General features: G+C 63.8%; 20 protein-coding genes. 10 read left to right on the forward strand and 10 right to left on the reverse strand.

Going from position 1 to position 22,418, the window contains the following annotated elements; genetic code table 11:
• Positions 1-64 precede the first annotated feature (64 nt).
• Together NLX68_RS21345 and norR are read right to left on the reverse strand one after the other, a co-directional pair.
• Positions 65-964 (reverse strand): chemotaxis protein, encoded by a 900-nt coding sequence (locus NLX68_RS21345; RefSeq protein WP_254285691.1) that lies wholly within the window; start codon positions 962-964, stop codon positions 65-67.
• Between the two features lie 80 nt (positions 965-1,044).
• Positions 1,045-2,598: a nitric oxide reductase transcriptional regulator NorR gene (norR, locus tag NLX68_RS21350; protein WP_254285692.1), complete on the reverse strand. Its 1,554-nt coding sequence runs from the start codon at positions 2,596-2,598 to the stop codon at positions 1,045-1,047.
• A gap of 153 nt (positions 2,599-2,751) precedes the next feature.
• Between norR and hmpA the strand changes: the two genes are divergently transcribed.
• Together hmpA and NLX68_RS21360 are read left to right on the forward strand one after the other, a co-directional pair.
• Positions 2,752-3,933, forward strand: coding sequence for an NO-inducible flavohemoprotein (gene hmpA / locus NLX68_RS21355; protein WP_254285693.1), 1,182 nt, complete (start codon positions 2,752-2,754; stop codon positions 3,931-3,933).
• Positions 3,934-4,104: 171 nt separating this feature from the next.
• A complete protein-coding gene (locus tag NLX68_RS21360) occupies positions 4,105-4,572 on the forward strand; it encodes a phosphate-starvation-inducible protein PsiE (protein WP_010220656.1) in 468 nt (155 codons plus the stop codon).
• Positions 4,573-4,691: 119 nt separating this feature from the next.
• Here the strand turns inward: NLX68_RS21360 and NLX68_RS21365 are convergent, their stop codons facing one another.
• The 4 genes from NLX68_RS21365 to NLX68_RS21380 form a co-directional block, all read right to left on the reverse strand.
• A complete protein-coding gene (locus tag NLX68_RS21365; protein ID WP_254285694.1) occupies positions 4,692-5,099 on the reverse strand; it encodes an HPF/RaiA family ribosome-associated protein in 408 nt (135 codons plus the stop codon).
• 178 nt (positions 5,100-5,277) lie between these two features.
• On the reverse strand, positions 5,278-7,617 hold the full coding sequence (gene fecA / locus NLX68_RS21370; protein ID WP_254285695.1) for a TonB-dependent Fe(3+) dicitrate receptor FecA: 2,340 nt from the start codon (positions 7,615-7,617) through the stop codon (positions 5,278-5,280).
• A 91-nt stretch (positions 7,618-7,708) separates the two neighbouring features.
• Positions 7,709-8,641, reverse strand: a complete 933-nt coding sequence (locus tag NLX68_RS21375) for a FecR domain-containing protein (protein WP_254285696.1) — start codon at positions 8,639-8,641, stop codon at positions 7,709-7,711.
• Positions 8,638-9,132: a sigma-70 family RNA polymerase sigma factor gene (locus NLX68_RS21380; RefSeq protein WP_254285697.1), complete on the reverse strand. Its 495-nt coding sequence runs from the start codon at positions 9,130-9,132 to the stop codon at positions 8,638-8,640. The genes NLX68_RS21375 and NLX68_RS21380 overlap by 4 nt, the downstream gene beginning before the upstream one ends.
• Positions 9,133-9,351: 219 nt before the next feature.
• Between NLX68_RS21380 and NLX68_RS21385 the strand changes: the two genes are divergently transcribed.
• The 7 genes from NLX68_RS21385 to NLX68_RS21415 all read left to right on the forward strand — a co-directional run bounded on the left by NLX68_RS21385 (position 9,352) and on the right by NLX68_RS21415 (position 17,671).
• Entirely contained in the window at positions 9,352-11,319 is a 1,968-nt protein-coding gene (locus NLX68_RS21385) for a ligand-gated channel protein (RefSeq protein WP_254285698.1), read from the forward strand.
• A gap of 75 nt (positions 11,320-11,394) precedes the next feature.
• Positions 11,395-11,700, forward strand: coding sequence for a DUF3649 domain-containing protein (locus NLX68_RS21390; RefSeq protein WP_100782513.1), 306 nt, complete (start codon positions 11,395-11,397; stop codon positions 11,698-11,700).
• Positions 11,697-13,280, forward strand: coding sequence for a PepSY domain-containing protein (locus tag NLX68_RS21395; RefSeq protein ID WP_254285699.1), 1,584 nt, complete (start codon positions 11,697-11,699; stop codon positions 13,278-13,280). Before NLX68_RS21390 ends, NLX68_RS21395 begins: the two co-directional genes overlap by 4 nt.
• The gene (locus NLX68_RS21400; protein WP_010220668.1) at positions 13,280-13,606 is read left to right on the forward strand and encodes a DUF3325 domain-containing protein; all 327 of its coding nucleotides are present in this window, start codon (positions 13,280-13,282) and stop codon (positions 13,604-13,606) included. Before NLX68_RS21395 ends, NLX68_RS21400 begins: the two co-directional genes overlap by 1 nt.
• 4 nt (positions 13,607-13,610) lie before the next feature.
• Positions 13,611-14,192, forward strand: coding sequence for an RNA polymerase sigma factor (locus NLX68_RS21405; protein WP_223253854.1), 582 nt, complete (start codon positions 13,611-13,613; stop codon positions 14,190-14,192).
• Positions 14,189-15,163: a FecR domain-containing protein gene (locus tag NLX68_RS21410; RefSeq protein ID WP_254285700.1), complete on the forward strand. Its 975-nt coding sequence runs from the start codon at positions 14,189-14,191 to the stop codon at positions 15,161-15,163. The genes NLX68_RS21405 and NLX68_RS21410 overlap by 4 nt, the downstream gene beginning before the upstream one ends.
• A 105-nt stretch (positions 15,164-15,268) precedes the next feature.
• Positions 15,269-17,671 (forward strand): TonB-dependent receptor, encoded by a 2,403-nt coding sequence (locus NLX68_RS21415; RefSeq protein ID WP_254285701.1) that lies wholly within the window; start codon positions 15,269-15,271, stop codon positions 17,669-17,671.
• Here NLX68_RS21415 and NLX68_RS21420 read toward each other — a convergent pair.
• Positions 17,668-18,543, reverse strand: a complete 876-nt coding sequence (locus NLX68_RS21420; RefSeq protein WP_254285702.1) for an AraC family transcriptional regulator — start codon at positions 18,541-18,543, stop codon at positions 17,668-17,670. The genes NLX68_RS21415 and NLX68_RS21420 overlap by 4 nt on opposite strands.
• A 137-nt stretch (positions 18,544-18,680) precedes the next feature.
• Between NLX68_RS21420 and NLX68_RS21425 the strand changes: the two genes are divergently transcribed.
• Complete coding sequence (locus tag NLX68_RS21425) at positions 18,681-19,583, forward strand: DMT family transporter (RefSeq protein ID WP_254285703.1); 903 nt, start codon at positions 18,681-18,683, stop codon at positions 19,581-19,583.
• A gap of 87 nt (positions 19,584-19,670) precedes the next feature.
• Here NLX68_RS21425 and NLX68_RS21430 read toward each other — a convergent pair whose 3' ends face one another.
• The 3 genes from NLX68_RS21430 to NLX68_RS21440 form a co-directional block, all read right to left on the reverse strand.
• A complete protein-coding gene (locus NLX68_RS21430; RefSeq protein ID WP_254285704.1) occupies positions 19,671-20,180 on the reverse strand; it encodes a DUF2165 family protein in 510 nt (169 codons plus the stop codon).
• A 91-nt stretch (positions 20,181-20,271) separates the two neighbouring features.
• Complete coding sequence (locus NLX68_RS21435) at positions 20,272-21,243, reverse strand: D-glycerate dehydrogenase (RefSeq protein WP_100782518.1); 972 nt, start codon at positions 21,241-21,243, stop codon at positions 20,272-20,274.
• A gap of 73 nt (positions 21,244-21,316) precedes the next feature.
• Positions 21,317-22,264, reverse strand: a complete 948-nt coding sequence (locus NLX68_RS21440) for a LysR family transcriptional regulator (RefSeq protein ID WP_010220676.1) — start codon at positions 22,262-22,264, stop codon at positions 21,317-21,319.
• Between the last annotated feature and the right edge of the window lie 154 nt (positions 22,265-22,418).

Raw genomic sequence — 22,418 nt, forward strand, 5'->3', positions numbered from 1 at the left:
AAACGTGCGCACAATTGTGCCTGAGCCTCAGGCACATTCAAGCGCAATGCTTCCCGGGTATGTATCAGCGCTCTTCGAAGGCCACGGTGCGGGCGGCGACGATCAGGCAGTCGGTCAGGTCCGGCGAGGAGAACTTGGTCAGTACCGCGTTGGCCCCGGCATCCTTGGCTTTATCGCTGTTCATGGCGCTGTCCAGCGAGGTGTGCAACAGCACGTAGAGGTGCTGGAAATCCGGGGTTTCGCGCAGGGTGCGGGTGAAGGCGTAGCCGTCCATCTCCGACATCTCGATGTCCGACACCACCACGTTGATCTCGCGCTCGGTGCCTTGCAGTTCGAGCAAAGTGTTGATCGCGTCCTTGGCGCTGCGCGCGGTGTGGCATTCGATGCCGAGGTTGCGCAGGGTATGCACCGACTGCTGCAGGGCCACCTGGCTGTCATCGACCACCAGGATGTTGGTGGCGGCCAGCACCGCGGCGTCTTCAGCGCTGAGCTCGGAGGTCACCACCTCGTGCGGCGGCGGGGCGATGCCGTGGATGACCTTCTCGATATCCAGCACTTGCACCAGGGTGTTGTCGACCCGGGTCACACCGGTGATGAACGACTTGCTGCCCGACCCATAGGGTGGCGGCTTGATGTCGGTGCTCAGGCAATGGACGATCTTGCTCACCGCCTGCACATGCAACCCCTGCTTGGAGCGGCTGATGTCGGTGACGATCAGGCAGCCGCCGTCCGGGTCTTCCAGCGGCCGTTCGCCGATGGCCCGGGACAGGTCGATGACCGACAGCGAGTTGCCCCGCAAGGTGGCCACGCCTTTGACGTGCGGGTGCGACTCCGGCAGCTTGGTCAGCGGCGGGCAGGGGATGATTTCACTGACCTTGAGCAGGTTGATCGCCATCAGCTTGCCGCTGCGCAAGGTAAACAGCAGCAGCGACAGCGAATCCGCGCGGGCATTTTGCGACGCCATAGGCACCTTCAGGGCAGAGTAATAGGGGGAGATGCCAGGTTATCGACCCGGCGGCCCGTGGCTTTAATCACTCGGTGAAATCAGCGTAGACCCAAGCGCCGTGCCAGGCGACTGAGATTGGCTCGATCCAGGCCAAGCTCGCGGGCAGTGCTGGCCCAGTTGTGCTGGTGGCGCTCCAGGCACGCCTGGATCAGCTGGCGCTGGTAGTCATCCAGGGCCTGGCGCAGATCGCCGCCGGGCAGCGGTGCCTCGGCCAACGCGGTGGTGTCGATGGGGGCAGGGGCCGATTCAACCGGGCGCAGGTCCAGGTCGGCGGCATCCAGGGTGAGGATTTTCGGTCGCTGGGCATGCTGCCCCAAGGCCTTGAGCGCCGAACGGCCGATCAGGTGTTCCAGCTCGCGCACGTTGCCCGGCCAGTTGTAGGCAATCAGCGCGGCTTGGGCTTCGGGGCTCAGGCGCAGGCTGCCCAGGCCCATGCGCGAGCGGTTCTGCTCAAGAAAATAGCCACTGAGCAGCAGCACATCACGCCCGCGTTCGCGCAGCGGTGGCACCAGCAGCGGGTATACGCTCAGGCGGTGGTAAAAGTCGGCGCGGTAATGCCCGGCGCGCACTTCTTCGGCCAGGTCGCGGTTGGTGGCGGCGATCAGGCGCACATCGACGCGGTGCTCCTGGTCCGAACCCAGGCGCTGTAGCTGGCCACTCTGCAGCACGCGCAAGAGCTTGGCCTGCACGCTCAGCGACAATTCGCCGACTTCATCGAGAAACAACGTGCCGCCATTGGCCAGCTCGAACTTGCCGCGCCGCTCGCCCACCGCGCCGGTAAAGGCGCCACGGACATGGCCGAACAGCTCGCTCTCGACCAGGGTGTCGGGCAGCGCCGCGCAGTTGAGGCTGATCATCGGCTGCTGGGCGCGGCTTGAGGCTTGATGGATAGCCTGGGCCACCAGCTCTTTGCCAACCCCGGTTTCGCCGGTGATCAATACCGTCAGGTCGCTACTGCCGACCAGGCGGATTTCTTCCAGCAGGCGTTTGAGCGCCTTGCTCTGGCCGATCAGTTCCTTGTGCTGCTGGCCGCTGGCCTGGCGGTAAACCTCGGCGCGCTGGTGTTCGTCTTCGGCGCGCAGGGCCAGGTGTTCGATGCGTTCGGCGACATTGACCGTGGCCGCCGCCAGGCTGGCAAAGGCCTGCAGGGCATCGAGCTCGACCTGCTGGAACTGCTCCGGGTTCAGCGCATCGAGAGTGATCAGGCCCCAGGGCCGTTCATCGACAAACAGCGGGCAGCCCATGCAGTCGTGCACCTCCAGGTGCTGATGCAGGCCCTCGACCAGGCCGTCGTAGGGGTCGGGCAGTTTGCTGTCGCTGGCAAAGCGGGTCGGCTCGCTGCGGCTGAGGATGGCCGCAAAGCGCGGATGCTCATCGACCTTGAAGCGCCGCCCGAGGGTATCGGTGCTCAAGCCGTCCACGGCCAGCGGTACCAGCCATTCGCCGTCCAGGCGCAACAGCGCGGCAGCGTCGCAGGGCAGCAGGCTGCGCATGGCTTCGAGCAGGCGCCGGTAGCGTTCGCGCTCGGGCAGTTCGCGGGACAGGTCGCTGACCAGCGGCAGCAAGGCGGTGAGCAGGGATTTTGCGGTCATAAGGACTCCTGTGGGTCAATATGACTATATCGTAGTCGTTGTCTTTATGACTCTTTATTTTATAAGTTGTTGATTTATATAGATTTAATAGTTGGCACGAAAGCTGTAATAACCAAGGCATTCATCAAGAAGCCACAGGCTCAGGAGTCATCCATGCTCAATGCCCAGGATCGTGCAATCGTCAAAGCCACCGTACCCCTGCTGGAAAGCGGCGGTGAAGCGCTGACCACCCATTTCTACAAACTGATGCTCAGCGAGTACCCCGAGGTGCGTCCGCTGTTCAACCAGGCGCACCAGGCCAGCGGCGACCAGCCCCGGGCCCTGGCCAACGGCGTACTGATGTACGCACGGCACATCGACCAGCTCGAACAACTGGGCGGCCTGGTCGGCCAGATCATCAACAAGCATGTGGCCTTGCAGATCCTTCCGGAACATTACCCGATCGTCGGTAGCTGCCTGCTGCGCGCCATCGAAGAAGTGCTTGGCAAGGACATCGCCACCCCGCAAGTGATTGCAGCCTGGGGCGCGGCCTATCAGCAACTGGCCGATATCCTCATCGGTGCTGAAGGCGATATCTATGCGCAAAAAGCCGCGGCCCCGGGTGGCTGGCGTGGTGCGCGCGAGTTCAAGCTGGTCGAGCGGGTCGAGGAGAGCAGCGAGATCGTCTCCTTCTATTTCGCCCCGGTCGATGGCGGTGCGATTTTGCAGGCTGAGCCTGGCCAGTACATCGGCCTGCAACTGTTCATCGACGGCCAGGAGCAGCGCCGCAACTACTCGCTGTCGGCCCTGAGCACTGCCGGCCAGTACCGCATCAGCGTCAAGCGCGAAGCCGGCGGCAAGGTCTCCAACTACCTGCACGAGCAGTTGGCCGTGGGCGACACCCTCAACCTGTTCCCGCCATCGGGCGAGTTCACCTTGAGTGCCAGCGACAAACCGCTGGTGCTGATCAGTGGCGGCGTCGGCATCACACCGACCTTGCCGATGCTCGAGGCGGCGCTGGACAGCGGGCGCCTGGTGCACTTCATTCACTGCGCGCGCAACGGCGCGGTGCACGCTTTCCGCGACTGGGTCGATGAACTGGCGGCGCGCCACCCGCAGGTCAAGCGCTTCTACTGCTATGCCGAAGACGATGGCGTCAGCCAGCCGGCGGACGCCGTGGGCCTGCTCAGCGCCGATCAACTCGGCCAGTGGTTGCCGCAACAGCGTGACGTGGACGCCTACTTCCTTGGCCCGAAAGCCTTCATGGCTACCATCAAGCGCCACCTCAAGGGCCTGGGGGTGCCGGAGCAGCAGAGCCGCTACGAATTCTTCGGCCCGGCGTCGGCGCTGGAGTAAACACGATTCGGTAACCGCGAACTGCAAGGATAAGGGCACAGCCAGCGATGGCTGTGCCTTGCGGCAATCGGTCGCCTTCTCAAGCAGGGGGCTTGGCCTTTTTACTGCATGCAGACCAAGCGTCATGCGCCTGGCGCATCATCCTTCCAGCCGTATCAAGGAAACCGTATCGTGAGCATCAATTGGGCTGACAAACTGCGCAAGCGCCTGCATGGCTCGGCCGACTCGCTGGGTAACCTGTGCGTCGAGGCGTTCCACTACCTGGCCCTGTTCGGCATCGGTGGCATCACCGCCTACGCGGCCGTGGCCACCTTCATCGAGATGCTCGGCAAGGGCGTCAGCGTCGATGACATCCTGCTGTTGTTCATCTACCTCGAGCTCGGCGCCATGGTGGGGATCTACTTCAAGACCAACCACATGCCGATCCGCTTCCTGCTGTATGTGGCGATCACCGCACTGACCCGCCTGCTGATTGGCGATGTGTCGCACCACAAAGCGCCGGACGCCGGCCTGCTGTACGTGTGCGGCGGCATCCTGCTGCTGGCGTTCTCGATCCTGGTGGTGCGCTACGCCTCGTACCGCTATCCGTCGACCAAGGCCATCGATGCCAGTGGCAAGGAGATCGAGGAAGCGAAGTAGCAGGGCACTGGACCCTGTGGGAGCGGGCCTGGCCCCGCGATCGAGCGCGTAGCGCTCGCAATCCAGGCAAAAAAAGGCGAGCCCCATGGGGCTCGCCTTTTTACCGTCTGCGTTGCTGATTATCCGTTGCTGCGAGCTTGCTCGTTCTCCAGAAACTCTTCCTGCAACAGCCCGTCATTCTGGGCACCGCTGTCGCTTTGCTGGGTGACCGCGCGTTTGCTGCGCAGTTTGCCGTAGAAGTGCTCCAGGGCGTGGTTCAGTTTGATTGCGGCGCCTTCGACAGCCTGGTCGAGGGAGGCGGACTTATGGCTTACGGAAATCGGTTGATGGCCTTTTGGGCGTGCCTCCATCTGGCAGCGTTTGTCGTGCGGACCAGGCTTGTCGCCGTTCTCGTCGCGCAGGTGGACCTCGACGCGGGTGAGGTCTTCGTCAAATCGTTCGAGCGTGCTTTCTACCGTGCTGCGGACCCACTCTTCCAGCCGGATGTTGCCTTGAATATGGTTGTCGCTATTGACTTGGATTTGCATAGTTCAATCCCTTATTCAGCTAGCTCGCAAGAGAATCGATGGGGCCTTTGCGGCCTGTGAGAACCATCGCCTCTTGACTACAAGGTCAGGCACTTGGCCGAACAATTCAAGCCCTTTTGAAATAAAAATATCTTGTAGCAAAAAGCCCGGCGGCGGCCGGGCTTTTGCATGCGCTGGATCAGAATGCGACGGAGGTCTGCAGGTATATCGTACGAGGTTCACCCACGTACTTGCCCTTGTTGTTGTCGTCGAACGAGCGGGTGTAGTACTGGTGATTGAAGATGTTCTTCACCCCCACGGCAACGTTGAGGTTCGCCAGTTGCGGGCCGAAATCATAGGCTGCGCGGCTGCTGAACAGCATGTAGCCGGGGATGCGCCCGGTGCTGCCGTCGGCGCTTTCGGCCGCGGTGTTGGCGTTGTCGGCAAACTGGTCGCTCTGGTAGGTGCTGTCGAGGTTGAGCTTCCACTGGCCCTCGCTGTAGCCGATGCCCAGGGTGCCTTTGTGGCGGGATGAGAAGGGCACACGATTGCCCTTGTTCGGCCCGTCTTCACGGATTTTCGCGTCGACAAAGGCATAGGTTGCGTACACGTCGAAACCCGCCAGTGCCGGGTTCAGGCCTTCGAGGGCGTACTTGACGCTGGTCTCGATGCCCTGGTGGCGGGTTTCGCCGCGGGCGATCACCGAATCGTTGGTCTGGTTGCTTTCGTACTGGTTGTCGAAATTGATCAGGAACGCGCCGATTTCAGCCTGCAGGTTGCCGTTGTCGTAGCGGGTACCCAGTTCCCAGGTGCGGGCTTTTTCCGGTTTGACTTCGCCGCTGCTGACCCGGTTGGGCATCTGGCTGTACTGCACGCTGCCAAACGAGCCTTCGGTGTTGGCGTACAGGTTCCAGCTGTCAGTCAGGTGGTACATGACGTTGAGCGCCGGCAGGGCGGTGTTGTAGTCGCCCTGGTAGCGCTGGCCGTTGAGCTTGTTGGACTGCTCGGAGTCGATCATCTCGTAGCGGATGCCCGGGGTGATGGTCCACTGGCCGATGTCGATGCGGTCGTCGAGGAAAATCGCGTGAGCTTCGGTGCTGCCACGGGTGTCGCGGTCGTTGCGGCTGGCGGTGGTCGGCAGCTGGTTGGCGGTGCTCGGTTCGCGGTAGCGCAGCTCATGGCCGGCTTCGTTGATGTAGCGGTAGCCAACGCCGACTTCGTGCCAGCTCTCGCCGAGGGCAAAGCCCTGGGAGAAGCGCGTTTCGATGCCGCGTACCCAGTATTCGCGCGGCGACAGCGAGACGAAGCTGCCCTGGTCCAGGTAACCGCTGCGCAGGGTCTTGGTGAAGAAGCTGTTGACGCTGAACTGACGGGCGTCCTCTTTGTAGTCGTAGCCGAAGTTGAACATCGTCCGGCGGCCCCAGAACTTGTCTTGCAGGCGGGTCGACTGGTACGGGTCGGCATCGTAGTCGGCAACGCTCAGGCCGCCGGGCATCTGCGCTTCGCCTTCGTAGTACTGGGCCATGGCGTGCAGGCTGTTGGCCTCATCGAGCTGGTATTTGCCCTTGAGGATCAGGTCGTCGATCTGCGTGTCGCTGTGCTCGCGCCAGTCGCCGCCGCGGCTGCCGGAGTAGAGCAGGGCGCCGCCCAGGCCGTTGGCGTTGGTGCCGCCAGCGAGCAGGTTGGCGCTGGTCTTGAAACCGTCATGGCTGGAGGACGGGCTGGTCTGGGTCTGGAAGCCGGCTTTCACCGTCGGCTCGTCGGGGATCGCCCGGGTCACGAAGTTGACGATGCCGCCGACGTTCTGCGGGCCATAGCGTACCGCTCCGCCGCCGCGCACCACGTCCACCGCGTCCATGTTGCCCATGCTGATCGGGGCGAACGATAGCTGTGGCTGGCCGTAGGGCGCGAAAGGCACCGGGATGCCGTCCATCAGCACTGTCGAGCGCGAGGCCAGGCGTGGGTTGAGCCCGCGAATGCCGAAGTTCAGCGCCATGTCGTGGCTGCCGGTGCCGTTGTTTTCCGGGGCGTTGACGCCGGGGATACGATTGAGCACTTCGCGCGCGGTGGTGGCGCCGCTGCGTTCGAAGTCCTCGCGGCGGATCACATCACGGGCGCCGGCATGTTCGAAGACGTTGTCCTGCTGCGCCGCGCCCAGCCAGTCGCCGACCACGGTGGAGGCGCCAAGCTCGACCGGCGCACGGGTTGCCGCGAGCGGTTGCAGGCTGAAGGCGTTGTCACCCTCGGCACGCGCTTGCAGGCCGCTGCCTTGCAGCAGCGCATCGAGGCCTTGCTGCGGGCTGTACTGGCCCTGCAGGCCGGGGCTCTGCACGCCGCTGGTAAGGTGCGAGCCGAACGAGATCAGCACACCGCTTTCGCGGCCAAACTGGTTCAGGGCGTTCTCCAGGCTGGTGGGGGCGATCTGGTAGGTGCGCGCCGGGGCCTCTGCTGCCTGGGCGGCAACGGCGGTGAAACTCAGGCTGGCACCCAGCAGCAGGGTGCTCAGGGCCTGGGCAAGTGGGCTCGGTCGAAGGGGCATGCAGGAGGTCCTTGAGAAGGTCGAAGCAAAGGGTTCTGCCTTCTCTGTCACGCGAGAATTGAAAACGGCTCAGGTCCGTTGAAAAAATGTTTCAGGCCCGCGCTTCGACCGTCACCCAGTAGCGGGTAAAGCGTCTGACGCGCACCGCTAATGCCACTTCCAGCATGTCGAGAATGCGTTCGCTGTCGGCCAGTGGATAACTGCCGGAGATCAGCAGGTTGGCGACCTCTGGCGCGCAATTGAGCTGACCGCGCCGGTAGCGGCCCAGCTCGTCGAGAAATGCACCGAGGGGCATGTGCGCAGCCACCAGCATACCGTCGACCCAGGCCCCGGCGTTGCTGTCCAGCGCCTGAGTGGCCTGCCATTGCGGGCCGTTGAAGCGCGCTTGCTGGCCGCCGGGCAACACCTGCCCGGCCAGGCTGGCGCTGCCTGCAAACACCGCCAGCTGGCTGTACCCGGCAAACTGTCGCAGGTTGTAGCGGCCGCTGCTCAAGTTCAGCAGGCCGTGCGCGCTGAGCAGTTGCAACGGTCGGCTGTCGCCGGCCACCGTCAGTTGCAGTTCACCTTCCAACAGGCGCACCAGGCGCTGGCTGGCGTCGAAACGCACATCGGCGGCGCTGCGGGTGTTGAGCTGCAGCAGGCTGCCGTCGTCCAGGGCCAGGCGCCGGCGTTCGCCGACCGGGCTGCGGTAATCGGCCAGCAGCGTCGGCAGCGGGTTGTGCGAGTGCAAGGCCAGGCCACTGGCGCTGCCGACACCGAGGATCAGCAGGGTTTTCAGCGCCCGTCGGCGGCTGGCCGAACGTGGCGCCTGTAAGGTGGCGTGGGCCAGCGGCGACGCCACGCCGCGCAAGCGCTGGTTGACTCGCAAGATGTGCTCCCAGGCGCGCCGGTGGTTGTCGTCGGCCTGCAGCCATTGCTGCATGGCCTGCTGCTGGCGTGGGTCGAGGGCACCGCCCTGGATCTCGATCAGCCAGTACACCGCCTGTTCGGCCACCTGCGGGGAAAACGCCTGATGGCCGTTCACAGGGCGAAGTAACAGCGCAGGGCCGCCTTGTTCAGGTAGCGCTTGACCGTGGCCAGGGAGATGCCCAGTTGCGCAGCGATCTCGCTGTAGCCCAGGCCATCGACCTGGGCCATCAGGAAGGCGCGCTTGACCGCCAACGGCAGGCCGTCGAGCAGGCGGTCGAGCTCCAGCAGGGTCTCGAAAATAATTGCCCGGTGTTCTTCCGACGGCGCCAGTGCTTCGGGCAACTGCGCCAGCGCCTGGAGGTAGGCGCGCTCCAGGTCCTGACGGCGGTAGTGATTGCACAGCACGCGCTTGGCCACGGTGGTGAGGAACGCCCGCGGCTCGTTGAGCAGCGGCGTTTCGCGGGCCTGGAGCAGGCGCATGAAGGTGTCCTGGGCCAGGTCTGCGGCGCTGTCGGGGCAGCCCAGGCGCCGGCGCAACCAGCCGGTCAGCCAGTTGTGATGGTCGAGGTAGAGGCCTTCGAGCGAGGAAGAGGGAGCGCTGGGCACCGTGAACACTCCGGCGCCGGGATGCGCAACAGAATAAGAATTGTTCGCATTGTAGTGAAAGGTACCACTGCTCGGCAATCGCCGCCTGACTGACGGGGCTGGCGCAGGCCCGTGAAAATGTAAAAAGCGTAAATAAGCTTTACTATCAATTGCGAATGAATAGTATTCGCCCCATTGATTACTTTACGAATCCTTTACGTTTCTCAGGAAGAGGTCCCAGTGTCCCCGACTTTCAGCAAATCCTGCCTCGCGCTCACCCTCTGCTCGTTGTACACCGCGCACGCCGCCGCCCAGGACCAGCCACTGGAGCTGGACAACATGGTGGTGACCGCATCGGGTTTCTCCCAGCAGATCAAGGATGCGCCGGCTTCGATTTCGGTGATTAGCCGCGAGCAGATCGAGAACAAATCCTACCGTGACGTCACCGATGCCCTGCGCGATGTGCCGGGTGTGGTGGTCACCGGTGGCGCCAGCTCCAGCGATATCAGCATCCGCGGCATGGCCTCCAAGTACACCCTGATGCTGGTCGATGGCAAACGCCAGGACTCGCGTGCGACCCGCCCGAACAGTGACGGTGCCGGTATCGAGCAGGGCTGGATGCCGCCGCTGGAAGCCATCGAGCGTATCGAAGTGGTGCGCGGGCCGATGTCGTCGCTGTACGGCTCCGATGCCATGGGCGGGGTGATCAACATCATCACCCGCAAGGTCACCCCGCAGTGGTATGGCGGCATCCGCACTGAAGCGACCTTCCAGGACCGTTCCGACTCGGGCAACTACAACAGCACCAACGCCTTTATCTCCGGGCCCTTGGTTGACAACCTGATCGGCCTGCAACTGTACGGCCAGCGTTCGCGCCGCGACGAAGACCATATCGTCAACGGCTTCAACGAGCAGAGCACCGACAGTGCCACGGCCAAGCTGTCGTTCACCCCGGACGAGCACAACGACATCACCCTGGAAGCGGGCAAGTCCGAGCAGGAGCGCAACGCGCACAAAGGCCGTTCGGCGAGCCGATCCGACAGCCGTAGTGACTACGACCGCACCAATTTCTCCATCACCCATTCCGGGCGCTGGGACAGCCTCACCAGCGAAAGCTACCTGCAGCGCGAGAAAATCGAGAACCCCGGCCGGCGCATGGAGCTGGAAAACACCGTGCTCAATTCGCAGGTGTCGTTCTTCAGCGATTCGCACATCACCACCCTAGGCGGCCAGTACAAGTACGAAGACCTCAGCGACGAGGGCAACCAACTGGCCTCGGCGGCCAGCGTCAACCAACTGACCCGCTGGTCGTGGGCACTGTTTGCCGAAGACGAATGGCGCCTGACCGAAGCCTTCGCCCTGACCGGCGGCCTGCGCATGGACCGCGATGAAAACTACGGCACCCACTGGTCGCCACGCCTGTACGGGGTCTATCACCCGACCGAGCAATGGACCATCAAGGGTGGCGTATCCAGCGGTTATCGCTCGCCGGACATCCGCGCCGCCGTGGATGACTGGGGCCAGATCACCGGTGGCGGTGGCGACCCGGCAATCATCGTCGGCAACTCCAGCCTCAAGCCGGAGAAGAGCCTGAGCCAGGAAATCGGCTTCATCTGGGACAACCTTGAAGGGTTCTCCACCGGCCTGACCCTGTTCAACACCGACTTCAAGGACAAGATCACCGAGACCCGCCGCTGCACCGACAGCACCGGCAATGCCTCGGGCCAGTGCCAGATCGGCGGTACCTCGTACAAGTTCATCAGTGACCGGGTCAACGTCGATGAGGCGCAGATGCGCGGCGTCGAGGCGACCCTGGACTGGGACATCACCCAGAGTGTGTCGCTGGCCACCAACTACACCTTCACCGCGTCCGAGCAGAAGAGCGGCCCGCAGAAGGGCAAGGCCTTGAACCAGATGCCACGGCACATGTTCAACGCCACCCTCGACTGGCAGGCTACAGATCAGCTGGGGACCTGGGCACGCCTGAACTATCGCGGCAAAACCTCGGATTACCTGGGCCGCTCCAGCATGTCTGACGGCACGCCGTCCTACACCTTCGTCGACCTCGGCGGCACCTATCGGGTGACCAAGAACGTCAAGCTGCTGGCCGGTGTGTACAACGTCTTCAACAAGGAAGTGGACTACGAAAACTACCAGACTGTACTGGATGGCCGCCGCTACACCGTGGGCGTCGATCTGTCGTTTTGATCCGTCTGGCCGGCGGCTTTGATTATGAGAATATAAATCATTATTATTGTGCGCTTCTCGTAATGGATGGATGCCATGAAAAGCAAAGCCGCCGGGCTGCCCCTCAGTTACCGCCTGGCCGTGACCTCCCGCAGCCTGGCTGCCGTGTTCGGTGGCTATCTGCTGGCGGCCATGGCCAGCGTCTGCATCACCCTGTTGCTGCCGGTGCCGCGTGCCGAGGCGGTGATCAGCGGCATGATGCTGTCCTTCCTGTTCTACCTGGTGGCCTTCCTCTGGTGCTTCGCTTGTCGTAGCGCCTGGCAGGCCTGGCTGGGTGTCCTGGTGCCAAGCCTGGTGCTGGCAATGATCAGCGGCCTGGCCTATTGGATGAAAAGCGCATGAAAGAGGGCTTTCGCCAGGCCATGGCCTGGTTGCACACCTGGACCGGGCTGATCTTCGGCTGGTTGCTGTTTGCGATTTTCCTGACCGGGACAATGTCCTATTTCAAGGAAGAAATCAGTCACTGGACGCAGCCGGAAGTACCCAGCCGAACGCTGGACCCGGCGGCGAGCCTGGACCTGGCCCAGCGCTACCTGCAGGAGCATGCGCCGACGGCCGGCAGCTGGTTCATCCAGTTGCCCAACGCCCGCGAACCGGCATTGAGCGTGGGCTGGCCCAAGCCTGGAGGCGGGCGCCGCGATTTCACCTCGAAAACCCTCGACCCTGCCACCGGCACCGAACTGCAGGCGCGCGAGACCCGTGGCGGCGAGTTCTTCTATCGCTTCCACTTCCAGCTGCAGATGCCTCACCCCTGGGGCCGCTGGCTGTCGACCTTTGCTGCGTTCATCATGCTTCTGGGCCTGGTGACCGGAATCATTACCCACAAGAAGATCTTCAAGGAGTTCTTCACCTTCCGTCCGGGCAAGGGCCAGCGTTCCTGGCTCGACGGGCATAACGCCATTGGCGTGCTGGTGCTGCCGTTTCATCTGATGATCAGCTACAGCAGCCTGGTGATCTTCATGGCCATGGTCATGCCGGCCAGCATCATTGCCAGCTATGGCGACAATACCCGTGGCTTTTTCAGTGACCTGTCCGGTGCGCCCGACGAGGTCAAAGTGGCGGGTACACCGGCGCCGCTGCTGCCGTTGCCGCAGCTGTACGCCAAGGTTCAGGCGCAAGCGCCGGGGGCCAACCTGTCGTGGGTCGAGGTGCAGAACCCTGGTGACCAGAACGCCCGGGTACGCTTTGTGCGCCATGCCGGCGACCGCATCGCTCACCAGCGTGGCGGTGGCTGGCTGTTCGATGGGGTCAACGGCACCCTGCAGGGCGGCAGCCAGATCGATGCCACGCCGATGCTGATTTCCGGCGGCATGTACGGTTTGCACATGGGTGTTTTCGCCGGCCCATGGTTACGTTGGTTGTACTTCTTCTTCGGCCTGGCCGGCACGGCGGTGATCGGCACCGGCCTGGTGATGTGGCTGGGCAAGCGCCAGCTCAAGCATGCCAAGAGCGGCACCCAGCCGTTCGAGTTGCGCCTGGTCGAGGTGCTGAACATCGCCAGCATGAGCGGCCTGCTGATCGGCGTGGCGGCGTTCTTCTGGGCCAACCGCCTGTTGCCGATTGGCCTGGAGGGCCGTGCCGACTGGGAGATCAACAGTTTCTTCCTGCTCTGGGCGCTGTCGTTGCTGCACGCCATGCTGCGCCCGGGGCGTCGTGCCTGGGCCGAGCAACTGGGCCTGGGGGCTGTGCTGTGGGCGGCTATGCCGCTGCTCAACGGCCTGACCACGGGGCAGGGCCTGAACCATTCGATCGCCGTCGGTGATTGGGCCATGGCCGGTTTCGACCTGAGCGCATTGGCCAGCGGGCTGTTCCTGGCCTGGGCCGCCGCCAAGATGTGGCGGGCGCCGGTAGTGGCGGCCAAGCGTGCGCCGCGTGAGCCCAAGAGCGCTCCCGGCACGTTGATCGAAAGCGAGGTGAACTGATGCTGGCCATTGCCCTGTTTGGTTTTGCCGGCTTTGCCGCCCTGTGCCTGGCCATGGAAAAGCACTACAAGGACCTGCTCGGGCACAAGCCCGGTCATGCGCGGCTCATGGCCCTGCGCATCGCCGGCTGGGTACTGCTGGCACTGGCGCTGCTACTGGCCGTGCGCCACAGCGGCTGGGCCATGGGCCTGGTCGAGCTGTTCGCGGTGCTGATGGCCGGGGTCACCCTCTGGGTGTTCCTCTTGCCTTACCAGCCGCGCCTGTTGCTGGGCCTGGCAACGGCCAGCGTGGTGCTGGCGCCGTTGACTGCGATGGCATCACTGTAAGGTGGTGAACGAGCCGCTCGATCTGCCCGCCGACGGTGCATGTGACGCCGACGGGGCGAGCGGTCGCGCGCGCTTTGTGCAGGTGTTCCTCGCCCAGCGGGCGCAGATGGAAGCCCTGGTCAGCCGCCGTATCGGTTGCCGGGCCACGGCTTCGGACCTGATCCAGGAGTTGTTTTTGCGCTTCTGGCGGCGCCCGCAGGTCAAGGTCGAGGCACTCGATACCTATCTGCTGCGCTGTGCTGGCAACATCGCCATTGATCACTTGCGCAGCGAAGGCGCGCGAGAGCGGGTCACCGACAGCCTGCAGCTGGAAGTGGCCGACGATCATGTCAGTGAACCGCAAGCGGCCCTGGAGGCAAACAGCGACTTGCAGCGCATTGAAGCGGCGCTGCGGGAGCTGCCCGAGCGTACCCGGCAGATCTTTCTGCTCAACCGCATCCACGGGTGCAAGTACGCCGAGATTGCCAAGGCCATGGGCCTGTCCCAGAGCGCCGTGGAAAAACACATGATGCGCGCTCTGGAGGCGTGCAAGGCAAGTGTTGCGCTGCCGTCAGCCAGCCCGCGCAAGCCAGGGAAAGCACCATGACCGAGATCACCGCCGAGCATGAACAGGCCGCCCTGGGCTGGCTGAGCCGGATCAACGAACAGCCGCAACTGGCCGAGCGTGCCGAGTTCAAGCGCTGGTTGCTGGCCAACCCGGCGCATGCCCGGGCCTATGCCCAGGCCCAGGCGTTGTGGCGCCTGAGCAAAGCACCGGCCAGCCTGCTGGCCGCCGAAGAGGACCAGGCCCTGCAAGGTTACCTGCGCGCCATGCAGCAACCGGCGCCGGGGCGCACCTGGCGCCGTGTTGCCACCTGCGCTGCAGCCGCCTGCCTGGTGCTGGCGCTGGGAACGGCGGCAGGCTGGCATCCGGGGTACTGGCTGGACGACCTGCAGGCGGATTACGTGACAGCCGCGGGGCAGGTTGAGGAGGTGGTGCTGGCCGACAACTCGCACATGACCCTGGATGCCGGCAGTGCAGTGTCGGTGGATTTCACGCACGGGGTGCGACAGGTGACGATCCGCCGGGGCGCGGCGTTCTTTCAGGTCATGCATACCGGTGAGCCCTTCGTGGTCGATGCGGCAAACGGCCAGACCCAGGTGCTCGGTACCCGGTTCGAGGTCCGCAAGCACAGCGGCGGGGCCCGGGTCACCGTGCTCGATGGCCGGGTCGCGGTGACGGCGGCCCCCGGGCGTTTGCAGCAACAGCTGAGCGGCGGCCAGCAGGTCGCCTATCGCGACGGCACCGCCAGCGCCGTCGAAGCGGTGGACAGCGAATCACGCCTGGCCTGGCGCCAGGGCTGGCTCAATTACTATCAGGTGCCGCTGAGCACGGTGATCGATGACTTGGCCCGCTACTACCCGGGGCGCATCATCCTGCTCGACAGCGAGCTGGGCAAACGCAAGGTCAGCGCCAGCTTCCCGGCCAGCCAGCCACTGGCGGCGCTGGATTCGCTCGGTGCGGTGCTCGGTTTCAAGCGCAATACCCTGCTGGAGCGGGTCACGCTGATCCGCTGAAAAATATTTTCAGAAAAGTGCTGAGGTAACCTCGTGCGACAACCGTGTAGTGAGTGAAAGTGCGATTCATTCGCATAAACATCACTCCTTCACAGGTCATCGGTCATGAAGTTCACACCCTCGCCAGCGCGTCGCTTTTCACGCTGGCTCAGTGTCGCGGCGCTGGCTGCGGGTTGCGCATTGCCCTTGGGTGTCGCCGCCGCGCAGCAGGTCTACAGCTTTTCCCAAGCGAGCAAGCCGCTGGTGCAGGCGCTCAATGACTTCAGCCGGCTGACCGGGCAAAGTGTGATCTACACCGCCGACCTGCCATCGATCAACGCTCCGGCCCTCAACGCCAGCCTCAGCGCCGAGCAGGCTTTGCAGCAACTGCTGGGCAATTCCGGCTTCGCCGTTCGCCGCGTCGATGCCCGCACCCTGACCCTTGAACCGCTCGATGCCGGCACTGCGCTCAAGCTCGAGGCGACCACGGTGAACTCGCAGGCCGACGCCGACTACAGCTATCAGCCGCCGCAAAGCAGCTCGGTGATGCGCAGCCAGGCATCGATCATGCAGACGCCCCAGGCCATTAACGTGGTACCGGCCCAGGTGCTCAAGGACCAGGCCCCGCGCAACCTCGACGATGCCCTGGCCAATGTCAGCGGCGTGACCCAGGGCAACAACTTCGGCGGCACCCAGGACACGGTGATGAAGCGCGGCTTTGGCGACAACCGCGACGGCTCGATCATGCGCGATGGCATGCCCATCGTGCAGGGTCGCAGCCTCAATGCCACCACCGAACGGGTCGAAGTGCTCAAGGGCCCGGCCTCATTGTTGTACGGTATCCAGGACCCGGGCGGGGTGATCAACGTGGTCAGCAAACGGCCGCAACTGCAACGCTACAACGCCCTGAACCTGCGCGGCTCTACTTATGGCAGCGGCAAGAACGGCAGCGGCGGCGGCCTGGACAGCACCGGCGGGCTGGGCGCGAGCAACTTCGCCTACCGCCTGGTGCTCGACCATGAAGATGAAGACTACTGGCGCAACTTCGGCACCCACCGCGAATCACTGGTGGCGCCGTCGCTGGCCTGGTACGGCGAAGACACCCAGGTGCTGCTGGCCTACGAGCACCGCGAGTTTCTCTATCCGTTCGACCGGGGCACCGCCATCGACCCGCGCACCAACCACCCGCTGGATATCCCCAGCACCCGGCGCCTGGACGAGCCGTTCAATGACATGCAAGGGCGCTCGGACCTCTATCGGCTGGAGGTCGATCATCAGCTTGCGGATGACTGGAAAGCCCACTTTGGCTTCAGTTACAACCGCGAAACCTACGACGCCAGCCAGGTGCGGGTGACCGGCGTCAACGCCGCGCGCGGCACCCTGACCCGCAGCATGGACGGCACCCACGGCGCACTCAGCAGCGACCGTTTCGCCACCTTGAGCCTTGAGGGTACGGTGCAGCTGGCGGGGATGCAGCACGACCTGCTGTTCGGCCTGGATAACGAATACCGCAAGGTCTACCGCGCCGACCTGATCCGCCAGAGCAGCCTGAGCACCTTCAGTTACCTGAACCCGGTGTATGGCCGCGAAGTCGAAGGTACCAGCGTACGTGACAGCGACAGCGCGCAGACCGACAAGCTGCGCAGCGACTCGCTGTTCTTCCAGGATTCGATCCACCTCGATGAGCACTGGATCCTGGTCGCCGGCGCGCGCTACCAGATGTACGACCAGCTCGCCGGGCGCGGGCGGCCGTTCAAGGCCAACACCAACAGCAATGGCCAGGCCTGGGTGCCGCGGCTGGGCCTGGTGTACAAGGTCGACGAACAGCTGTCGTTCTATGGCAGCTACACCGAATCGTTCAAGCCCAATTCCAGCATCGCCCCACTGACCGGCGGCCTGGTGCTGGACTCGGGCGTGGAACCTGAACAGGGCAAATCCTGGGAACTGGGTGCCAAGCTCGACGTGCCGGGGGCGCTGACCGGCACCCTGGCGCTGTTCGACATCCGCAAGCGCAACGTGCTGGTGGCCAACTTCGACTCGGCAACCGGCGACACCCTCTACAGCAACGCTGGCGAGGTGCGCTCACGGGGCGTCGAGCTGGACCTGAGCGGGCAGTTGAGCGAGCGCTGGAGCCTGATCGGCAACTATGCCTTTACCGACGCCGAAGTCACCCAGGACCCCACGCTCGAAGGCAATCGCCTGCAGAACGTAGCGCGTCACAGCGGCTCGCTGTCGGCGGTGTATGACGCGGGCAGCCTGTTCGGTGGCGACCGCCTGCGCCTGGGCGCCGGTGCGCGCTATGTCGGTGAGCGGGCGGGCAACGCCGAGAATGATTTCGAGCTGCCGGGCTACACCGTCGCCGATGCCTTCGCCAGCTACGAAACCCGCCTGGACGAGCACAAGGTGCGCTTGCAGTTGAACGTCAAGAACCTGTTCGACCGCACCTATTACAGCTCGGCGGTGAACCGTTACTTTGTCTCGGTGGGCGATGCGCGTCAGGTCAGCCTGTCCAGCACCCTCGAGTTCTAAGCGCTGAAGGCGGCCCGGTAAGCACCGGGGGTGGCCCCCAGGGCCTGGCGGAAGCGGTTGCTGAAATGGCTGGCGCTGGCAAAGCCGCACAGCAGGGCCACTTCGCCCAGCGGCAGTTGGCCATGGCGCAGCAGTTGCCGCGCTTTGGCCAGGCGCCGGGCCAGCAGGTACTGGTGCGGCGGCAGGCCGAAGCTTTCGCGAAACATCCGCGCGAAGTGGTACTCGGAGAGGTTGCACAGCGCCGCCAGCTCGCCAAGGCTCAGCGGGTGATCGAGGTGGCCTTCGACATACTCGCGCAGTTGCCGGCGCTGGTGCGCGGCCAGCCCGCCTTTAAGACGCAGGCCCTGGCGCAGGCCGACCTGGCTGAGCAGGGCGTGGTCGAGAATCTCATGGGCCAGGCTGCTGGTCAGCAGGCGCTCGCCCGGTTCGTCCCAGTCCAGGGTGATCAGCTGGCGAAAGCGCCGGGCCTGTTCGGGGTCGTCGAGAAAGGTCGCCTCCTGCAGTTGCAGTTCACGCGGTTCGCGGTCCAGCAGGCTGACGCAACCGAGGGCGAATTGCTCCTGGCTGATGTACAGGTGCGCCAGGCGGATTGAGCCGTTGACCACCCAATGCGAGGCCGACCCTGCCGGCATGATGCACAGCTTGTCGGGCGCGCCGGTGTGGCCAGGGCGGTCGCGGCGAAAGGTGCCGGTGCCGTCGGCGATGTAACACGACAGGGTGTGATGGCTGGGGGCTTCGTAGTCGCGGGCGTCGTGACGGTTGTTCCACAGGGCTGCTGCCAGGCCGTCCCCCAGGTGCGCGCTGTGTTCCAGGCGGGCATGGGGTGAGTCGTGCATGGCTTTGAAGACTTGCAGCTGGTCCAACGGCGTCATGGTCCTTACCTCTGTGGGCCATCCTACTCCGCCAGGCCGGGGCTGACAGCTGCTGCCTGTGCAAAAGCGCAAGAATGTGCAAGTGCCGGCTGAGGTTGCAGTTGCACACTGGTGGCCTGGAATCGAGGAGTGCCGCCATGAACCTGTCGTTATACCTGCTCACTGTGCTGATCTGGGGCACCACCTGGATTGCCTTGAAGCTGCAGCTGGGGGTGGTCGCCATTCCCGTGTCGATCGTCTACCGCTTTGCCCTGGCGGCGCTGGTGCTGTTTGTCATCCTGCTGCTCAGCCGCCGCCTGCAACCGATGAACCGCCGCGGCCACCTGATCTGCCTGGCCCAGGGCCTGTGCCTGTTCTGCGTCAACTTCATGTGCTTTCTGACCGCCAGCCAGTGGATTCCCAGTGGCCTGATCGCCGTGGTGTTCTCCACCGCCACCTTGTGGAACGCGCTGAATGCGCGGGTATTCTTTGGCCAGAAGGTTGCCGCCAATGTGCTTGCCGGTGGCGCCCTCGGCCTGGCCGGGCTGGGCCTGCTGTTCTGGCCGGAGCTGTCCGGGCATGCCGCCAGCCGCGAAACCATCATCGGCCTGGGCCTGGCCCTGCTGGGCACCCTGTGTTTTTCGGCCGGCAACATGCTCTCCAGCCTGCAACAAAAGGCCGGCCTGCGGCCGCTGACCACCAATGCCTGGGGCATGCTCTATGGCGCGAGCATGCTCGGCGTGTATTGCCTGGTCAGTGGCATTCCGTTTGCGATGGAGTGGAACACGCGCTACATCGGCTCGCTGTTGTACCTGGTGATTCCGGGCTCGGTGATCGGCTTTACCGCCTACCTGACCTTGGTCGGACGCATGGGCCCGGAGCGGGCGGCGTACTGCACGGTGCTGTTCCCGCTGGTGGCGTTGAACGTCTCGGCGTTTTACGAGGGTTATCAATGGACGGCGCCGGCGTTGGCAGGCCTGGTGCTGGTGATGCTGGGCAACGTGCTGGTGTTTCGCAAGCCCCGGCCCAAGGTGGTCGAGCCGGTTGTGGCCTTGAGGTAGCTGTGGGAGCGGGCTTGCCCCGCGATGAGGCCAGTACAGCCAGCCCACAGGGGCCGGCTCAAGCAGGAGCATTGTTGGCAACCGGCCTCAATCATCTATTTTGAGGCTGATGAAAATCAGCGTGGCAAACAGAAAGTCGACGATCCTCCCCGCAGTGGCCAGGGCGTTCCACTGCGTGGATTGCCACATGGCAAACCATTCACCGCCCACCACCTGGAAGAACAGGTACCAGATCAGCAGCCCCAGCAGGCAACCCATAACGGCGAAGCGTTTGGCCTGGTGAAAATCCCGGGCGTCGGCACATCGATGTTTGAACAACTGATAGGCACCGATCAGAAAGCACATCGTACAGAGGGCCTGGGCGGCAATGATCAGCCAGTAGAACAGATGGTGCAGAGGCGGCCAGGTGATTGACCGATAAAGCAGGGCATTGCCGGGGAAGGTCGTGTCCATGCTCAAGGTGTGCTGGACGAAGAGAAAGTTGCTGGCGTAGTCGCTGAGGTTACCGAATACCACCAATGCACTGAAGATCCCGATGAACGCTGTGATCAGGATCTTGCCGAGGCGTATCAGTCCGTGAGTCGAGAAGGTTTCCATGCTGGTGTTGTCCTGAGGCCCAAACAGACTGATGGAGTCTGCGGGCTCAGGTTTCGTTACAACGACGCAGCCGTGGTTCCGGTGATTCGCCTTACTTCCACACCTGCGGATTGACCAGATCCCGCGGCCGTTCACCCAGCAACGCGCTGCGCAGGTTATCAATCGCGCGATTGGCCATGGCCTCGCGGGTTTCAGCGGTGGCTGAACCGACGTGCGGCAAGGTCAGGGCGTTGCTCAGCTGGAACAACGGCGATGCTGCCAGCGGTTCCTTCTCGTACACATCCAGCCCGGCGCCGCGAAGGGTGCCGGCCTGCAAGGCCTCGATCAGCGCCGCCTCATCCACCACCGGCCCACGGGACACGTTGATCAGGAAGGCACTGGGCTTCATCAACTGCAATTCACGGGTGCTGATCAGGTGCTTGGTCTGCGCCCCCAGTGGTACCACCAGGCAGACGAAGTCAGCTTCAGCCAGCAGCTCATCGAGGCTGCGGTACTGCGCGCCGAGCTCCTGTTCCAGGGCCGGCTTGCGGCTGTTGCCGCTGTAGAGGATCGGCATGTTGAAACCGAAGCGGCCACGCCGGGCGATGGCCGCGCCGATATTGCCGAGGCCGACGATACCCAGGGTCTTGCCATGCACATCGCTGCCAAACTGCGCAGGCCCCACAGTGGCCTGCCATTGCCCGGCCTTGGTCCAGGCATCCAGTTCGGCCACCCGCCGCGCCGCGCCGATCAGCAGGGCAAAGCCGAGGTCGGCGGTGCTCTCGGTGAGCACGTCAGGGGTGTTGGTCAGGGCGATGCCGCGCTGGTTGAAGTAGGCCAGGTCATAGTTGTCGTAGCCCACCGAGACGCTGGCGACCACTTCCAGCTTGCTGGCGTTTGCCAGTTGCGCCTGGCCGAGCTTGCGGCCGACGCCGATCAGGCCATGCGCCTCGGGCAAGGCGTCGTTGAACTGGGCACTGATGTCGCCGAGCTTGGGGTTGGGCACGATTACGTTGAAGTCTTGCTGCAGGCGTTCGACCATCGCCGGGGTGATGCGGCTGAAGGCAAGGACGGTCTTTTTCATCGGCGAAATCTCTGCGGGCGGTGAAGAATGGGTAGCACGCTATCATTCTCCGCCGCCCCTGTGCAGCAAGATTTCAGGTGGCGATGCGCAGTTCGTGGGTTTTCAGGTCCGCTTCGTGGGCGGCGAGAATTTCCGGCAGCGAGTTGCGCAGGTACTCGACCCAGGTCTTGATCTTGGCATCCAGGTACTGGCGCGACGGGTAGATCGCGTACAGATTGAGCTCCTGCAGGCGGTACTCGGGCATCACCCGCACCAGCGAGCCATCGCGCAGGCCCTCGATGGCCGAATAGATCGGCAACACACCAACACCCATGCCACTGCGGATCGCGGTTTTCATCGCGTCGGCGGAGTTCACCTGGAACGGCGCCTGGGTGATGTTGACCACTTCCTGGCCTTCGGGGCCGTCGAACAGCCATTTCTCCAGCGGGATCACCGGGCTGACCATGCGCAGGCAGGCGTGGTTGAGCAGGTCGCTGGGCTTGTGGGCGATGCCGTGGCGTTTCACGTAGTCGGGCGAGGCGCAGACGATGCTGTAGGTGATGCCCAGGCGCTGGGAGACAAAGCCCGAGTCCGGCAGCTCGCTGGCCAGCACGATGGACACGTCGTAGCCTTCGTCGAGCAGGTCCGGCACGCGGTTGGCCATGGTCAGGTCGAAGGTCACGTCCGGGTGGGTTTCACGGTAGCGGGCGATGGCATCGATGACGAAATGCTGGCCGACCCCGGTCATCGAATGCACCTTCAGTTGCCCGGCCGGGCGCGCATGGGCGTCGCTGGCCTCGGCTTCGGCTTCTTCGACGTAGGTGAGGATCTGTTCGCAGCGCATCAGGTAACGCTTGCCGGCTTCGGTCAGGGCGATGCGCCGGGTGGTGCGGTTGAGCAGGCGGGTTTGCAGATGGGCTTCAAGATTGGAGACCGCCCGCGACACGTTGGCGGTGGTCGTATCCAGTTGCACGGCCGCGGCGGTGAAGCTGCCGACTTGCGCGACGCAACTAAAAGCACGCATGTTTTGCAGGGTGTCCATGGGTCGCTCTCAAAGTAGACGACAAATTGTGACATGAAGTAACCGAGGCGGTCTTCAGACTAAAGCCGGATTATCACTGTTTTCGTAACAAAGATTCGCAGTAATGCACGCTTATCGCCAGTGCGGCGGCCCCCTAGAATTGCGTCTCCAAGCG

The sequence above is a fragment of the Pseudomonas sp. SBB6 genome (assembly GCF_024213215.1).
In the GTDB taxonomy this organism is placed as follows: domain Bacteria; phylum Pseudomonadota; class Gammaproteobacteria; order Pseudomonadales; family Pseudomonadaceae; genus Aquipseudomonas; species Aquipseudomonas donghuensis.

What these genes read in the sequence shown, in the direction of transcription:
- NLX68_RS21430 (WP_254285704.1), bottom strand. Translation starts at nt 20,180, where the DNA reads ATGGAAACCTTCTCGACTCACGGACTGATACGCCTCGGCAAGATCCTG.
- NLX68_RS21390 (WP_100782513.1), top strand. Translation starts at nt 11,395, where the DNA reads ATGAAAAGCAAAGCCGCCGGGCTGCCCCTCAGTTACCGCCTGGCCGTG.
- hmpA (WP_254285693.1), top strand. Translation starts at nt 2,752, where the DNA reads ATGCTCAATGCCCAGGATCGTGCAATCGTCAAAGCCACCGTACCCCTG.
- NLX68_RS21415 (WP_254285701.1), top strand. Translation starts at nt 15,269, where the DNA reads ATGAAGTTCACACCCTCGCCAGCGCGTCGCTTTTCACGCTGGCTCAGT.
- NLX68_RS21365 (WP_254285694.1), bottom strand. Translation starts at nt 5,099, where the DNA reads ATGCAAATCCAAGTCAATAGCGACAACCATATTCAAGGCAACATCCGG.
- norR (WP_254285692.1), bottom strand. Translation starts at nt 2,598, where the DNA reads ATGACCGCAAAATCCCTGCTCACCGCCTTGCTGCCGCTGGTCAGCGAC.
- NLX68_RS21345 (WP_254285691.1), bottom strand. Translation starts at nt 964, where the DNA reads ATGGCGTCGCAAAATGCCCGCGCGGATTCGCTGTCGCTGCTGCTGTTT.
- NLX68_RS21395 (WP_254285699.1), top strand. Translation starts at nt 11,697, where the DNA reads ATGAAAGAGGGCTTTCGCCAGGCCATGGCCTGGTTGCACACCTGGACC.
- NLX68_RS21425 (WP_254285703.1), top strand. Translation starts at nt 18,681, where the DNA reads ATGAACCTGTCGTTATACCTGCTCACTGTGCTGATCTGGGGCACCACC.
- NLX68_RS21440 (WP_010220676.1), bottom strand. Translation starts at nt 22,264, where the DNA reads ATGGACACCCTGCAAAACATGCGTGCTTTTAGTTGCGTCGCGCAAGTC.
- NLX68_RS21400 (WP_010220668.1), top strand. Translation starts at nt 13,280, where the DNA reads ATGCTGGCCATTGCCCTGTTTGGTTTTGCCGGCTTTGCCGCCCTGTGC.
- NLX68_RS21410 (WP_254285700.1), top strand. Translation starts at nt 14,189, where the DNA reads ATGACCGAGATCACCGCCGAGCATGAACAGGCCGCCCTGGGCTGGCTG.
- NLX68_RS21435 (WP_100782518.1), bottom strand. Translation starts at nt 21,243, where the DNA reads ATGAAAAAGACCGTCCTTGCCTTCAGCCGCATCACCCCGGCGATGGTC.
- NLX68_RS21420 (WP_254285702.1), bottom strand. Translation starts at nt 18,543, where the DNA reads ATGACGCCGTTGGACCAGCTGCAAGTCTTCAAAGCCATGCACGACTCA.
- fecA (WP_254285695.1), bottom strand. Translation starts at nt 7,617, where the DNA reads ATGCCCCTTCGACCGAGCCCACTTGCCCAGGCCCTGAGCACCCTGCTG.